Here is a 14,435-nt window from a genome sequence, read left to right as displayed (position 1 = left end):
GGAGCATATATCAATATGGAGCAACAAGTAGTCATTATTACAGGTGCTGGAAGTGGTATAGGAAGAGAGACTGCAAAATTGCTTGCCACTATGGGCAAAGCATTAGTTTTAGTGGATTTTGATGAAAAAAGTGGACAAGACACACTACATGCTGTTAAGGAATATCACCAACAAGCAATTTTTGTCCAAGCTGATGTTTCACAAAGCAATGATGTCAAAAAATATGTGGACGCTGCAAAAGAAACATTTGGCAGGATTGATGCTTTTATCAATAATGCAGGTGTTTTAAGCCCACCTACACTACTGGGAGATTTAGAAGAGGAAACGTTTGATAGAATAATCTCGGTCAATCTTAAAGGGGCGTTTCTCGGCTTAAAGTATGTATTAAAAGAAATGGAGCAACAGCAATCAGGTGTCATTGTGAATACATCCTCAGCAGCTGGTATACAGGGACAACCCTATCTAGGTGGTTATGCGGCAAGTAAGCATGGTGTAATTGGATTAACTAAAACGGCGGCCATGGAATATGGACCTAAAGGGATTCGAGTGAATGCAATTTGTCCCGGTGGCGTGATGACAAACATGACAAAGGGATTGGCATCGAGTCCAGAAGAAAATGGACCATTACGTAGATTAGCAGACCCTACTGAAATCGCAAATGTAATCGCTTTCTTAATTTCGCAAGAAGCTTCTTATGTGAATGGCGCTATCGTTCCAATCGATGGCGGTCTAACATCGTATTGATTCAGAGCTAAAAGAAACGTTAGCAATTTTTCCACCATTAGATTTGGATAATGTACAAGCTACAAGAGAAGGAATGGCAGCTGTTGCTGTACCAGCTCCAATAGAAGAGCATATCACAATAGAAAATAAAGTAATTCAAGGACCTGACAACCATTCTCTTCGTATTCGAATCTATAAGTCAAAAGAGCAAAAGGAAATTTATCCAGGCCTGCTATGGATTCATGGTGGGGGCTATGTCTTAGGAGCTCCCGAGGGAGATGATGTGCTTTGTCAGCGCTTTGTCAATGACGCGAATTGTGTGGTGGTATCTGTAGACTATCGACTTGCACCTGAACATCCTTATCCAGCTCCGCTTGAAGATTGCTATGCAGCGTTAAAATGGGTCGCGGATCATGCGGATGAATTACGAATTGATCCTACCCGCTTAGGAATTGCTGGAGCTAGTGCTGGAGGTGGACTCACAGCTGCACTTGCATTACTTACACGTGATCGAAATTATCCGAAGCTTAGTTTCCAAATGCCGCTCTATCCAATGATTGATGATCGCAATAATACACCGTCTTCATTAGAAATTACGGGTCATATGATCTGGAACCACTCACTTAATCAGAAGGGCTGGGAAATGTATTTGAATGGAGCAAATGGTAGCGACAATGTGCCACCATATGCCGCAGCAGCTAGAGCGGATGATTTATCAGGTTTACCATTTACTTATACATGTGTTGGTCAACTTGATCCGTTTCGTGATGAGACTTTACAATATGTAACCAAGCTATGTCAGGCTGGAGTAGATGTCGAATTCCACTTATACCCAGGCTGCTATCATGGCTTTGAGAGTATTGTTCCGACAGCCGCAGTCAGTCAAAGAGCTGTCACAGAGTATGTAGAAGCCGCTAAATATGTGTTGCATCGAAAGATTTCAGTGCCTTTATAAAAAAACTTACGAAAATCCCGAAACCATAATTTACTCAGGTTTCGGGATTTTTTTGTTAAGCAAAAAGGATTTTATAGCAAGTTTGTAATAGCGTCTTTTAGGTTAAACTTTTATCGAGTGAAAGGAGGAGAAGATAAAATGCTACAATTTGATTCAAAAATTGTTGGTAAAGAGATAGGTTTTGGCTATTTACGAGATAAAATTGCCGATCGGGGTTTCACGATCGGCGGGAATTGGGAGTACTATAAAGGTAGCTTTGACTCGGTTTTATGGAAAGAGGCAGGAGAAACTATTTATTTACGTGTCCCTTTTATCGTCACATCAGGAGAGCTTGATAATGAAGATGCTCAAATTCGTTTTCAAAAGCCATTTGTCATTAAGCATGTTGAGAATATTGGTCTAGATTATGATGAGGGCTCCTTACTAGATGCAACTGGTGTTAGTCAATTTCAAACTCCGCTTGATAAAGATGGCTACATTCATGATAAAAGTAGATGGATTCAAGCAGGTGAACAAGCTGTGGAAGAAAAAGTACTACCATTTTTCATTCATTAGTTAGATAAATTTAAATAGCTGCTGCAAGAAATTATATGTCTTTTATCCTTATTATTTTGGGAACATATAATCAAAAATATAAATAGAATTGTCGTAAGAATTTTCCAACATTATAATGATATTAGCACGTACTACTATATGAGGTGAGTTTATGGATAAAATAGCTATAGATGATTTTCAGCATTCCTATCAGAAATTGCACCAAGAACGACTCATCCATCGTAAAGAAGCCTTTCTAGAGGTGTTAGAGAAAACAAGAACATTTGGTGAAATAATCCTGTTTGAAAGTATAAAAAGTAAGAGAGGCGTCTAGGTGACGTCTCTTTCTATTTTTCATAAATGAGAGGATGATTAATCATGAGACGATATATGCCTTTATTACTGCTAACAATGATTCTATGTGTTGCTTGCACGTCAACGAAGGATAAAAACAATAAAAGGTTAGAAGGTGAGGAAAATCAAGCTATAGATGCCATGAATGCCTCAATTGAAATAATAGCAGATCAATTGCAGACACCTTGGTCGATTCAAAAAAGTGGAGATGACTTTTATATAGCAGAAAGGCCAGGAAGTATTGTAAAAATTGCGGAAGGGGCTGTTACTAGACAACAGATTACCCTAAAAAAGGAGCTATCATCCGCGCCAGAAGCTGGTTTGTTGGGATTTGTTTTAGCACCTAATTTTCCTACCAGTCAGGTAGCCTATGCATATTATACGTATGTCGAGAAAGAGGAACAATTTAATCGAATTGTTACGTTAACGTTAAGCGATAATAAATGGCTCGAACAGGATCTTATTATTGATCGAATAAAGAGTGGTACATATCATCATGGGGGACGTTTGAAAATAGGTCCTGATGGCAAGCTGTATGCAACGGTAGGAGATGCAACACAACCTTCTTTAGCACAGGATGTGACTGCTTTAGAAGGGAAAATTTTGCGTATCAATTTGGATGGCTCCATACCGAATGATAATCCTTTTCCTCAATCCTATATATACAGCTATGGACATCGAAATCCACAAGGCTTAGCATGGTCTACTGATGGTACGATGTACGCCAGTGAGCATGGCAATGCAGCAAATGATGAAATTAATATCATTGAAAAGGGGAAGAATTATGGCTGGCCTCTTATTGAAGGAACGGAGAAAAAGCACGGGATGATAACACCTCTCTTTACATCGGGTACTTCTACCACATGGGCACCATCAGGCATTGCTATTGTAAATGATCAATTATATGTCGCTGCCCTAAGAGGTACAGCAGTCTTAGCTTTTGATATAAATAAGAACAAACACAATGAATTACTATCAGAATTTGGTAGAATTCGTGATGTCTTTGTGGATGAAAAATTTCTTTATTTTATTAGCAATAATACAGATGGCCGTGGAAATCCGCAACCACAGGATGATAAACTATATCGAATGCCATTGTGATATAATATTTGAGAAAACATGGAATGGTAGGATGAATGGGGAGGACAAACATGGCAAACTATCTTAAGATCGCAGTAGCAATTGATTTCTCAGAACAGTCATTAAAAGCATTGGATAGAGCGAATCAATTAGCAAAGGAACACAATGCTATTTTGCAATTGGTGAATGTCATTGATACAAAATCGTTTGGAGCAGTTTCAGCATATGACTTAAAATATGCCGAGGAATTGAAGAAGGAAAACATTCTTAAAATGGAAAAGCTAGAAAAAGAGGCGTTACAGACAGGAGTCAAAGCTGTTGAATCCATTGTGGAAACAGGGTCACCAAAAGGTATTTTAACACAATTACCTCAGGTTGATTTAATTGTTTGTGGTGCAACTGGATTAAATCGTATGGAGAAAATGATGTTAGGCTCTGTTGCAGAGAAAGTTGTACGACATGCGCATTGTGATGTGTTGATTGTTCGTTAGTTGTTAAAATAGCTGAGAGTAAAAAACCTGCTTGTGCTAGTAGACAAGCAGGTTCTTTTATTATTGGATTGTTTGAGCGTTATCAATAATGCTTTGAGGTATATCGATTGTTTTTAGATGATTAAATTCAGTATACGTTACGACTGATTTTGTATTCATTAACAATTCGTCACCTTCTACGGCCATTTTTAAATCAAAATTCATATCCATTTTGTTCGTATCGAAAGTCTCTTTATCGATGTGTAGCACGTAGTTAATTTTTTCAATTGATAGTTGATCCATTGGATTTTCTTCTAGACCCATTTCTTGCATAGACTTATTAATCTCAGAATCGATTAGCTCTTTGAACTTATCGCCTTTTGCATCTAATGTAAGGACATATTCATCATCCGTTTGTTCAAATGTAAAGTCCTTAATGAATTTTTTCAATTGTTCTAGCTGTTCCTTTGCATCCGCAGAAGCCGCCGTTTGATCTAATATAGCATCAAAGTTCTCATCAGGGAGCTTTAACCAGCTATCTGTCGTCGAATCCTTCATAAATAAGCCTGCATCTTTTTTCATATACATTTCAATCGGCATGTCCATTGTTTTGTCACCTTCATTCATCATATCAGGCATTGTCATAGATCCTGATAAATGCATTGCAAGTGGATCAACGATGATATCCATCTCCATTTTGGAGTCGATTGAAAACTCCATTGCTTCTTCACCAGACCCAACCTTTGTCACCTGTGTCATATCCATTTTAGCACTTGCACTTTGAATATCAGCCTGGCGATCTACTGCTTTGTCATACACTTGTTCTAAAGTGAGCTTGCTTTTATTAGTTGTGTCTTTCGTAGGCGTAGCACTTGAATTACAAGCGGCAAGTGTCAACGCTAGTGTTCCAACTGCTAATACTTTAAAAATTTTCTTCATTACTTTCATCTCCTATTCTTGGTAAAAAACACTATCTACTACTATACGCACTAAAAAAGGAAAAGTTTCATAAATTGTTAGAAAAGAACTAATTTTTTATTAAAAAAATAACATTTTCCCTACTTCTACAAGTCGTAAACGCGAAAATTATCAAATGAATAGGGATAAAACAAAAAAGCTGTCACGAACTTATCATACAAGGACGATAAGCTCAGACAGCTTTTTCTTTACACTGTGGTTTCAGGGATCAATTATAACCCCAGATCATAGCAAATAATGTACCAATGATTGTCACAACACCTACGAATACTGAGTATAAAATTGTTGTATATAATGTTTTTTTATCTTCAGATTCACCGATGTGCATGAATAATACTAATTGTACAGTTGCCTGTGCAAGAGCAGTTACTAGTAAAATTCCAAATGCCATGTTAAGAGACATATCGAATTTAACAACTGCTAAAGCTACGATTGTTAGTAATAGTGAGAAGCCGAAGCCCATCACATGTTGTTTTGGGAATAATTCCTTCATCAGCTAATCAGTCCTTTCAAGTAGACGAAGCTGAAGATGAAAATCCAAACAACGTCTAGGAAATGCCAGTACAGTGAGAAGATAAACGCTTTATTAGCCGTTTGTGGGTTTAAGCCACGTTTCGCTACTTGGATTAAAATAGCTACGCCCCAGAAGAAACCAAATGTTACGTGGGCTCCGTGCGTTCCAAGTAAAGTCATTAAGGACGATAAGAATGCGCTTGTTTGAATCGTCGCACCTTCGTGTACATATGTGACAAATTCATCAATCTCAATAGCTAAGAAGCCAAGACCTAGTAAAAGAGTAATGATAAAGAATGTCATCATTGCTTTTTTACGACCGATACGCATTGCATGAACACCAAGACCAATTGTGAAACTACTTGTTAATAATAAGAATGTTTCCCATAGAACTGGAGTTAATTCAAAAATTTCGGCACCATCTGGTCCACTACCTGTACGTGTATGAAGTGTGAAATACACTGTAAATAATGTGGCAAATAACACGATCTCGGCGCCAAGGAAAATCCAAAAGCCAAAGATCTTTAGACGGTTTTCCTCTGTACTATATTCTAATGGAAGTGAAGAATCGATTTTCATATTATTTATCACCTCTCAAGCTTTTCTCAGTTGCCATTACTTCCTCAACTGAAATGTAACGACCATGATCTTTTTCGAATGAACGATGAATCATGAAGCCAAATACACCAAGCATACTGATGATGGCTGGAATCCATAGATTGAATACAGCGAAGAATGCTGCAAGGAAGAAGAATCCACTCATCCAGAATGGTGTGCCTGTATTATTTGGCATGTGAATTTTTTCGATTGTACCTGCAGTAATATCGCGACCTTCTTTTTTCGCGAACCAATACTCATCTAAGCGAGTAACAGTAGGCACTACGGCAAAGTTATATTCTGGTACTGGAGAATGAGTAGCCCACTCAAGTGTACGACCATCCCAAACATCCGCCTTTTCATTGCGAGGCATATGCTTCCAGCTGTAATAAATATTGTAGACGATTAACGCAAAGCCGACTGCAAGTCCTAGAGCACCGACGAACGATAACATGTTCAATGGACCATAACCAGTAGACTCAGAATAAGTGTACATACGACGAGCATATCCATCTAAACCTAAAATAAATAGTGGGAAGAACGTTACGTTGAAGCTGATGGCAATGAACCAGAAACCAGCTTTCCCTAATTTTTCATTTAGACGGAAACCGAACATTTTTGGCCACCAGTAGTGGTAACCTGCAAGCACACCAAATACTGTACCTGGAATTAATACATAGTGGAAGTGGGCAACTAAGAACATCGTATTATGATATTGGTAGTCAGCACTTGCCATCGCTAGCATTACCCCTGTAACCCCACCAATTGTGAAGATAGGAATAAAGCCAAGTGCATAAAGCATCGGTGTTGTAAATTGAATTTTCCCGTGCCTCATTGTGAGTAGCCAGTTGAATATTTTAACCCCAGTAGGAACTGCGATTGCCATTGTTGTAATAGAGAAAACACTGTTTACCATTACACCATGACCCATTGTATAGAAGTGGTGGGCCCAAACTACGAATGATAGTAGGGAAATGACCACCATACTCATCACCATAGATTTGTATCCGTATAAGTTTTTACGTGCAAATGTTGCAATGATTTCAGAGAAAATACCAAAAGCAGGTAGGATAACGATATAAACCTCAGGATGTCCCCAAACCCAGAATAGGTTGGCCCAAAGCATATCCATACCACCGTCTTGCATCGCAAAGAATTTTGTGCCGAATTGACGGTCAAACATCATAAGAGCAAGCGCTACAGTTAATACTGGGAACGCGAATACGATAATAATGTTTGTTATTAAAATAGACCAAGAAAACATTGGCATTTTCATTAATGTCATACCAGGAGCACGCATTTTAATGATCGTCGTGATAAAGTTAACACCTGTCATTAAAGTACCAATACCTGATAATTGAAGGGCTAAAGAATAATAGTTATTCCCTACAGTCGGACTAAAATCCGTACTTGCAAGAGGGAAGTAGGCTGTCCAACCAGCGTCTGGTGAACCACCGATAATGAATGATAAGTTTAATAAACCAGCACCTGCTGCAAATAGCCAGAAGCTGACAGCATTTAGACGTGGGAAAGCAACGTCACGTGCACCGATTTGAAGTGGAATGACAATGTTCATTAATCCGATAACAAATGGCATCGCCATAAATAGAATCATTAATAAACCGTGTGTTGTGAAAATTTCATTATAGTGTTGTGCATCAAGAAGTCCGTTATCTGGAACGGCTGTTTGTGCACGCATTAATAGTGCATCGATACCACCGCGGAATAGCATTAATAAAGCTACTGCGATATACATAATCCCGATTTTTTTATGGTCAACAGTTGATAGCCAGTTTTTGTAGAAATAGCCCCATTTTTTGAAATAAGTAAGGCCTGCTACGATAACCACTGCACCAACTACGATACTAATAGCTGCCGCTAAAATCATCGGTTCTTGCATTGGATGGAATAATTCTTCCATACTCATTGGATGCGCTCCTTTCAGAATTAAAAATTAATGTCTCGATTCGTTCAACGATAAAATCAAATTAATGACCAGAATGTTCATTATTCATGTCTTCTTCAGACATGTCCCCATGATCCATTTCATCCATATTCATGTGTTTACCATGTTCCATTGGAGCTGGTCTAAAGTCTAAGTGTGTAGATGAGAAGCTTTGGCGACCAACATGTTCTGCCTCTAAAAGCTCATCAAATTTTTCTTCTGTTAATGGTGCCTCTTTCGATTTAACATCAGCAACCCATTTATCGAAGTCTTCTTGTGTCATAGATTGTGCTTCAAATTCCATTTCTGCAAAGCCACGTCCATTAAAGTTAGAGTTACGTCCCATAAATGAACCAACTTCATCTGCTGCAAGGTGAATTGTTGTTAACATATCACTCATAGCATATTTTTGACCTGCTAATTGAGGAATCCAGAAACTTGTAATTGGACCAAATGAGTAAAGCTTAAATTCGATTGGACGATCCACCGGAATGTTTACATAGTTAACTGTTTCAACACCTTCTTCTGGATAACTAAAGTGCCATTTCCAGTTTGATGATGATGCATAAATCACTAAAGGCTCCTTATCGTCATAACCTGCTGGTTGAGCTTCTACTGTAGATGTTGTTCTTACTGTCACAACAGCTAAAAATGCTACGATAATAATTGGAATTACTGTCCATGTAATTTCAAGCAGATGACTTCCTTCTTCATGAGGAGGCTCATAATCTGCAGCTGCTTTTGATGCACGATATTTTGTAAGCATAAAGGCTAAAAGCACATACACGACTAGCAATATAAAGGCCATTGTAATAATGGATAAGATAATTGTGTTTGATAATGTTTCAGCATTAGGTCCTTTTGGATTGAACACTGTTAATGGTTCACATCCAGCAAGAAGAGCAATTGCACTCAATGCTACTAACATTAAACTTAATTTTTTCTTCATGTTTGACTCCTTTCTATAGAACGGCTATTCATAAAATTCATGTGTTTTTTGTCAGTGTCACATTTACAAATAGTTGATACTGAGGTCACCTCTTTTATCTTGGCGTATCAATCAACAACATAAGAAATTACAATGGCATGGTTCAATATGAAACATAAAATCTAGTGTTGATTGATCTGATGCAAGCGTTAGCAAAATCAATGATTTGCGCAATCGTTTAAATACATACTTGGTTAACTACGATTGTCACAATCTCTCGTTGTTTGCACATTGGATTATACGCCCTGTTTTTAAGAAAAAACATAATTTTGTTATGAAAATGATAGTATAGCGGTATTGAATTTGAACATTTTTTGAACAAAAATCGTTATTTTAGTATTGGTATTTATAGGTTTTATTTATTAAACACTGTGGAAACGTTGAAAATACTGCATTCCTGATGTTTACCTAAGTAAATAATTTAAAATGTGAAAAATGGTATTTCACATTTTAGACGCTGTTTTGTAATAAAATCATTGTCATACCAGACCTATTGGGATTTTTTATTTGCCTTTTATTCAAAAAAGGAGTAGATGCAATGACGTTTTATGGAAACAATAGGTTGAATTTTCAATGTAAGGAATGAGTGGTGAGGGAATAAATGGAGTGAATTATTAATTATGTTAACATAATAATTGTTTTTCATTAATATCCATATTTTTACTTCGTTTGTTTTATCTGAAAAGTAAAAAGCAAACTAAGATAGTACTTAGTTTGCTAGTATTTTAGAAAAAAATTATGTTATGAAGAATTAAGCGGAGTAATTCAGCATTTTTAAGATTACCTGTCAATTACCAAGCTTTAGCCATTTGGCTACTTGTCCATAAATCGTATTTTGTAGCTGTGGAGCTTTATTATTCATTTTCAAAGAAAAATACAGTGTTTTCATAAAGTTTAAGGTACAAGTTCTACCGCTAAAGAAGTGTTCATTATAACCTTGTGTCAACAAATGCATTTCAAATTTATCAAAAGCCTGCTCGACAAATTCGATCAAGGCTTCCTCTGAGTAATTTTGAAGTAATAACGCATCCACTATATTGATTAAACGCTCCTCTTCATCATTAACAAAGACGGTTTCTTTCCAAGTGACGAGTTTTAATGCATGTAAAATGGATGGTGCATACTGTAAATCGAATTTTGGATGTTTTATTGTTGTTGCAGCTAAATCTGCTCCATGTGCAATACTGTGTGCCCATCCTTTTTCCTGAACATATCCTCTCGTATCCTGTTCTAATAACAAATAACGGCCGATTTTTTTAAAGAATACTTGTAAGTTATCATCACTTAAAACGAGTAATTCAGTATCCTTTGCAAGCAGACCTGCAACTAGTAAAGCGGAAAACGAACGTGTAAAGACACTATCCGTTGTTTTTTCTCCAATATGTAAATATAAAAAATCCTCACCTGTAGCTGTTTCAAACAAATATTGAAGTTGTTCAGAACTCAATAAATTATCACTTAGTAAATCAACAAAGGTACGATAAATAAGGTGATCTCGTAACTCTGCATCAGCTGAGCCAATATGGGCTAACATCTCCTGTAACAACCAATCACTATGTTGCAACATAAATGCCTGACGCTCAGACAGTGTCATTGTAGAAAAAGACTGCAATGTTTCTTTAATATCCATGAGTAAAAAAGCCCCTAACATTATTTTTGTACTATATATTATAGCGCCATTTCATTTCGAAGGGATAAATTTGAAACCTTCATTTTAAATAAGCACTGTTAGAATGTCCTTATTAAAACATAATATTATTTCCAGAAACTATAAAAAGTTGTTATGATAGAAACGCATTAAAATGGTAAAACTTAAATGTGAACAATAAAAAAGACATACCTATTTAAGTATGTCTTTGTCTAGCTAAATAATGACTGCGGATTTAATGCCGATTGGCCATTCAGTGAGCGTGTGTTGATTTGTCTTTAGCTCGACAAGAATATTGGCATTTTTGATTGCATCAATGAGCCATTCACTATAGTGACGATTTGGTTCAGGATGCTGTAAAATTTGCTGCATATCTTTTTTATCAACATGTAACAGCTTGTAGTTACATTCTATGTTTACTTTTTGAGGAATAATGGAAAGAGACTCATTTTGATGACCAAGTGCAATAGATCCAGGAATACACCCTTGAATTTTTAAAATGTAGGTGCTGGCTTCTTGTGTGTAGACATCAATTTTGGTGCGTGTTAAAAGTTCAAATTCTATCGGCTTATCTTGAAAAACGCCGTCCGTTGTAGAAATTGAAATGACTTTAATCGATAATGCCTCGAATGCAGATGAGATACAATGATCAAATTCAGTAATTGTATCAAGTAATTGCATGGATTCCACTCCTTGTTAAGAACTTGATTTTCTAGGTGCAGACAACAAAAGGGAACGTCTGCGAATTGTGATAAATTTTAGACTATTCTAATTATAATACAATTTATTACAAAATATGAATGCAAAAGCAATAGTTTTTTGTTAAAAACAAGAAAGTTGTGGATTTTTTTAGTAAATAGCAGAAATGAAAAATTAGAACAATGAGGTGAGAAAAATGACAAAAAGAAAGCGTCATGTCATTAAACATGACAATATTGTTGTTTTTCCAGGCGCTGTCCAAACTTTAATACGTGAAGGACATATGTTTGCTGAAAATTTTCAGTATGAAAAAGCGGTGGCAAGTTTTGAAAAGGCATTTGTGTACGAAGCAGGAGATGAATTTGCTCTTAGTGCCTATGCCTTTGCTTTGTATGAATTAAAGGACTATAGCAAGGTTAAGAATGTTTGTGAGCAATTATTTTCGATGGGTACGTCACTTTATGTAGAAATCATGGAATTGTACATTACCGTATGTATGCAGTTAAAAGAATACCATCAAGTAAAGTCATTAATTACAACCCTACTTGAAGAAAATGTTTTGCCTCAGGATCAGATTGAAAAATTTGAACGCTTAAAAAATTTGAATAGTGAAGTGTCTAAGAATCTAGAAAAAAAAGAAAATGCACAACGTTTAATAGAAGAACAGGAATATGAACTTGAGAAATTTTGTGCACTTACTTCAAATGAGCAGTCTATACGCTTGCATCGACTTATGGACACAAATGTAAGACAATTAAAAGAGCCATTAAAAGAGATTATTGAATGTTCAAGCATCCATCCGTTCGTCCAGAGCCTAGCACTCATATTATTAGTGGAACAAGAAGTAGCTATGAAGGTTAGAGTAGCTAAATTTAAACAAACAAAAATCGTAAATCCTGCTGAGTTAGTATTGCCTAACCAGCTACCGCAGTATGGAGAAATAAAAAATATAGTAGAAGTGAAGTTAGAACAAGACCCATCTACGTTGGAAATGGTACAATATTTAATGGCAAAGCATGCCATTGTAACGTATCCATTTGAATGGCACCCGTTCGAAGCAGATGATGTTGCCTATAGTTATATTGATTTTGTCTTAGCGATGCTAGGAAATGTACAAGAAATGGATTATGAAATCATTGACTTTTTACAAATGTTAGAAAAGCTAACAGAACTACATTAGGTATGAAATAAGTTGAAACTATACACATCTATGTTATACTAAAATGGTTGTCAAAATCGTAGTTACGAATGAATTGTCTAACATCTAAACTTGATTATTTATTTGGAGGTATTTATACATGTCAGCAAAATGGGAAAAACAAGAAGGTAATATCGGTACTCTTACAATCGAAGTACCTGCTGCAGAAATCGACGCAGCAATGGACCAAGCGTTCAAAAAAGTTGTAAAACAAATTAACGTACCAGGTTTCCGTAAAGGTAAAATGCCTCGTAAAATGTTTGAACAACGTTTTGGTATCGAATCTCTATACCAAGATGCATTAGAAATCATCGTTCCTGAATCTTATGCAAAAGCAATTGACGAAGCTGGAATTATGCCAGTTGATTACCCAGAAATCGCTGGTACAGAAAACTTTGTACACGGCCAAGATTTCACATTCACTGCACAAGTAACAGTGAAACCAGAACCAAAACTAGGAGACTACAAAGGTCTAGAAGTATCTAAACTTCCAGTAGAAGTAACAGATGAAGAAGTAGATGCTCAAATTCAAGACCAATTAGCTCGCAAAGCAGAGCTTGAAATCAAAGAAGACGAAGCAATCGTAGATGGTGATACAGCTGTAATCGACTTCGAAGGTTTCGTAGGTGAAGAAGCTTTTGAAGGTGGTAAAGGTGAAGACTATCCACTAGAAATCGGTTCAGGTTCATTCATTCCAGGTTTTGAAGAGCAACTTGTGGGTGTTAAAGCTGGCGAATCTAAAGATGTTGTTGTTACATTCCCAGAAGAATACCATGCAGCTGAATTAGCTGGTAAAGAAGCTACTTTCAAAGTAACTGTGAAAGAAGTTAAAACAAAAGTTCTTCCTGAGTTAAATGATGAATTTGCAAAAGAATTAGATCCAGAAGTTGAAAGCGTTGAAGCTTTACGCGCTAAAATTAAAGAACAAACTGCAGCTCAAAAAGTAACAGAATCAGATGCAGCTCTTCGTGACGAGCTTGTAGAAAAAGCTGCTGAAAACGCTGAGTTTGAAGTACCAGCAGGTATGATCAACTCTGAAACTGATCGTATGTTACAAGAATTTGGTCAACGTTTACAAATGCAAGGTATGAACTTAGACCTTTACTACCAATTCTCTGGTCAATCAGAAGAAGACTTACGTGGCCAAATGAAAGAAGAAGCTGAAAGCCGTGTACGTGTATCATTAACACTTGAAGCGATTGCTGAAGCTGAAAAAATTGAAGCATCTGAAGCAGATATTGAAGCAGAATTAGAAAAAATGGCTGCTCAATTTAACATGACTAAAGATCAAATCACAAGTGCTTTAGGTGGTACAGCAGTACTTGAAAACGACATCAAAATCCAAAAAACAGTTGAATTTTTAGTAGAAAACGCTAAAATTACTGAATAAGATTTTGTGTAATTAGATAGCCCAAAAAAAACAAGGTACGGCATTCATCCGTGCCTTGTTTTATCACATAAACTCTTAAAAATTAGTCCCCTTAACATTTATTTCACTTTATACTTCACTTATACATAGTATTGTTTTAGTTTTTATCTTCATTCAGCAGATATTTTTTGTAGCCAAAGCATATCGTCAGGTACAAAAAACGCCCATCTCACATAGATGGCGAGCTGTATGCCTTTTAACCTTTTTAGTGTGTGTTTAAACCACGACTGAATGAAGATAGTGCCTACTGGCAAGTGTCAAGGATTTGGATTGAAGTCCAGGCGCTATTTGAGTCAAGGCGAAATTGATACGATGCTATACTTA

The 14,435-nt window shown here is 36.6% G+C and carries 15 protein-coding genes; 8 read left to right on the top strand and 7 right to left on the bottom strand.

Features of this window, described 5'->3' with window-relative positions; translation table 11 throughout:
- Nucleotides 1–9: 9 nt before the first annotated feature.
- The 6 genes from MKZ14_RS15605 to MKZ14_RS15580 all read left to right on the top strand — a co-directional run bounded on the left by MKZ14_RS15605 (nucleotide 10) and on the right by MKZ14_RS15580 (nucleotide 4,137).
- Complete coding sequence (locus tag MKZ14_RS15605) at nucleotides 10–744, top strand: SDR family oxidoreductase (RefSeq protein WP_333004891.1); 735 nt, start codon at nucleotides 10–12, stop codon at nucleotides 742–744.
- Nucleotides 740–1,678 (top strand): alpha/beta hydrolase, encoded by a 939-nt coding sequence (locus MKZ14_RS15600; RefSeq protein ID WP_333004890.1) that lies wholly within the window; start codon nucleotides 740–742, stop codon nucleotides 1,676–1,678. Before MKZ14_RS15605 ends, MKZ14_RS15600 begins: the two co-directional genes overlap by 5 nt.
- 138 nt (nucleotides 1,679–1,816) lie before the next feature.
- Nucleotides 1,817–2,233 carry a YugN family protein gene (locus MKZ14_RS15595; protein ID WP_048395101.1) on the top strand — a complete coding sequence of 139 codons (417 nt, stop codon included), beginning with the start codon at nucleotides 1,817–1,819 and terminating at the stop codon, nucleotides 2,231–2,233.
- Between the two features lie 151 nt (nucleotides 2,234–2,384).
- Nucleotides 2,385–2,546: a hypothetical protein gene (locus MKZ14_RS15590; protein WP_167444838.1), complete on the top strand. Its 162-nt coding sequence runs from the start codon at nucleotides 2,385–2,387 to the stop codon at nucleotides 2,544–2,546.
- Nucleotides 2,547–2,590: 44 nt separating this feature from the next.
- Nucleotides 2,591–3,667 (top strand): PQQ-dependent sugar dehydrogenase, encoded by a 1,077-nt coding sequence (locus MKZ14_RS15585; RefSeq protein ID WP_333004873.1) that lies wholly within the window; start codon nucleotides 2,591–2,593, stop codon nucleotides 3,665–3,667.
- Between the two features lie 50 nt (nucleotides 3,668–3,717).
- Nucleotides 3,718–4,137: a universal stress protein gene (locus MKZ14_RS15580; RefSeq protein ID WP_036075648.1), complete on the top strand. Its 420-nt coding sequence runs from the start codon at nucleotides 3,718–3,720 to the stop codon at nucleotides 4,135–4,137.
- A gap of 60 nt (nucleotides 4,138–4,197) precedes the next feature.
- Here the strand turns inward: MKZ14_RS15580 and MKZ14_RS15575 are convergent, their stop codons facing one another.
- The 7 genes from MKZ14_RS15575 to MKZ14_RS15545 form a co-directional block, all read right to left on the bottom strand.
- Entirely contained in the window at nucleotides 4,198–5,055 is an 858-nt protein-coding gene (locus MKZ14_RS15575) for a DUF6612 family protein (RefSeq protein ID WP_036075649.1), read from the bottom strand.
- Between the two features lie 247 nt (nucleotides 5,056–5,302).
- Complete coding sequence (gene qoxD / locus MKZ14_RS15570; RefSeq protein WP_004226585.1) at nucleotides 5,303–5,587, bottom strand: cytochrome aa3 quinol oxidase subunit IV; 285 nt, start codon at nucleotides 5,585–5,587, stop codon at nucleotides 5,303–5,305.
- Nucleotides 5,587–6,186 (bottom strand): cytochrome aa3 quinol oxidase subunit III, encoded by a 600-nt coding sequence (gene qoxC, locus MKZ14_RS15565; RefSeq protein WP_016991860.1) that lies wholly within the window; start codon nucleotides 6,184–6,186, stop codon nucleotides 5,587–5,589. The genes qoxD and qoxC overlap by 1 nt, the downstream gene beginning before the upstream one ends.
- A 1-nt stretch (nucleotide 6,187) precedes the next feature.
- Nucleotides 6,188–8,131 (bottom strand): cytochrome aa3 quinol oxidase subunit I, encoded by a 1,944-nt coding sequence (qoxB, locus tag MKZ14_RS15560; protein WP_016991861.1) that lies wholly within the window; start codon nucleotides 8,129–8,131, stop codon nucleotides 6,188–6,190.
- Between the two features lie 61 nt (nucleotides 8,132–8,192).
- Nucleotides 8,193–9,098 carry a cytochrome aa3 quinol oxidase subunit II gene (gene qoxA, locus MKZ14_RS15555; protein WP_048395109.1) on the bottom strand — a complete coding sequence of 302 codons (906 nt, stop codon included), beginning with the start codon at nucleotides 9,096–9,098 and terminating at the stop codon, nucleotides 8,193–8,195.
- Between the two features lie 826 nt (nucleotides 9,099–9,924).
- Nucleotides 9,925–10,767, bottom strand: coding sequence for a DUF2785 domain-containing protein (locus MKZ14_RS15550; protein WP_339280198.1), 843 nt, complete (start codon nucleotides 10,765–10,767; stop codon nucleotides 9,925–9,927).
- Between the two features lie 234 nt (nucleotides 10,768–11,001).
- Entirely contained in the window at nucleotides 11,002–11,466 is a 465-nt protein-coding gene (locus MKZ14_RS15545; protein ID WP_016991863.1) for a hypothetical protein, read from the bottom strand.
- A gap of 214 nt (nucleotides 11,467–11,680) precedes the next feature.
- Here MKZ14_RS15545 and MKZ14_RS15540 point away from each other — a divergent pair, with 214 nt between their 5' ends.
- Nucleotides 11,681–12,664, top strand: a complete 984-nt coding sequence (locus MKZ14_RS15540) for a hypothetical protein (RefSeq protein WP_339280197.1) — start codon at nucleotides 11,681–11,683, stop codon at nucleotides 12,662–12,664.
- Nucleotides 12,665–12,782: 118 nt separating this feature from the next.
- The gene (tig, locus tag MKZ14_RS15535) at nucleotides 12,783–14,072 is read left to right on the top strand and encodes a trigger factor (RefSeq protein WP_016991866.1); all 1,290 of its coding nucleotides are present in this window, start codon (nucleotides 12,783–12,785) and stop codon (nucleotides 14,070–14,072) included.
- Nucleotides 14,073–14,435 lie beyond the last annotated feature (363 nt).

Origin of the sequence: Lysinibacillus sp. FSL P2-0066 (assembly GCF_037969495.1) — a bacterium.
Taxonomy (GTDB): domain Bacteria; phylum Bacillota; class Bacilli; order Bacillales_A; family Planococcaceae; genus Lysinibacillus; species Lysinibacillus boronitolerans.
Note: the sequence above shows the minus strand (reverse complement) of the source record. Positions and strands in the feature narration are given on the sequence as shown.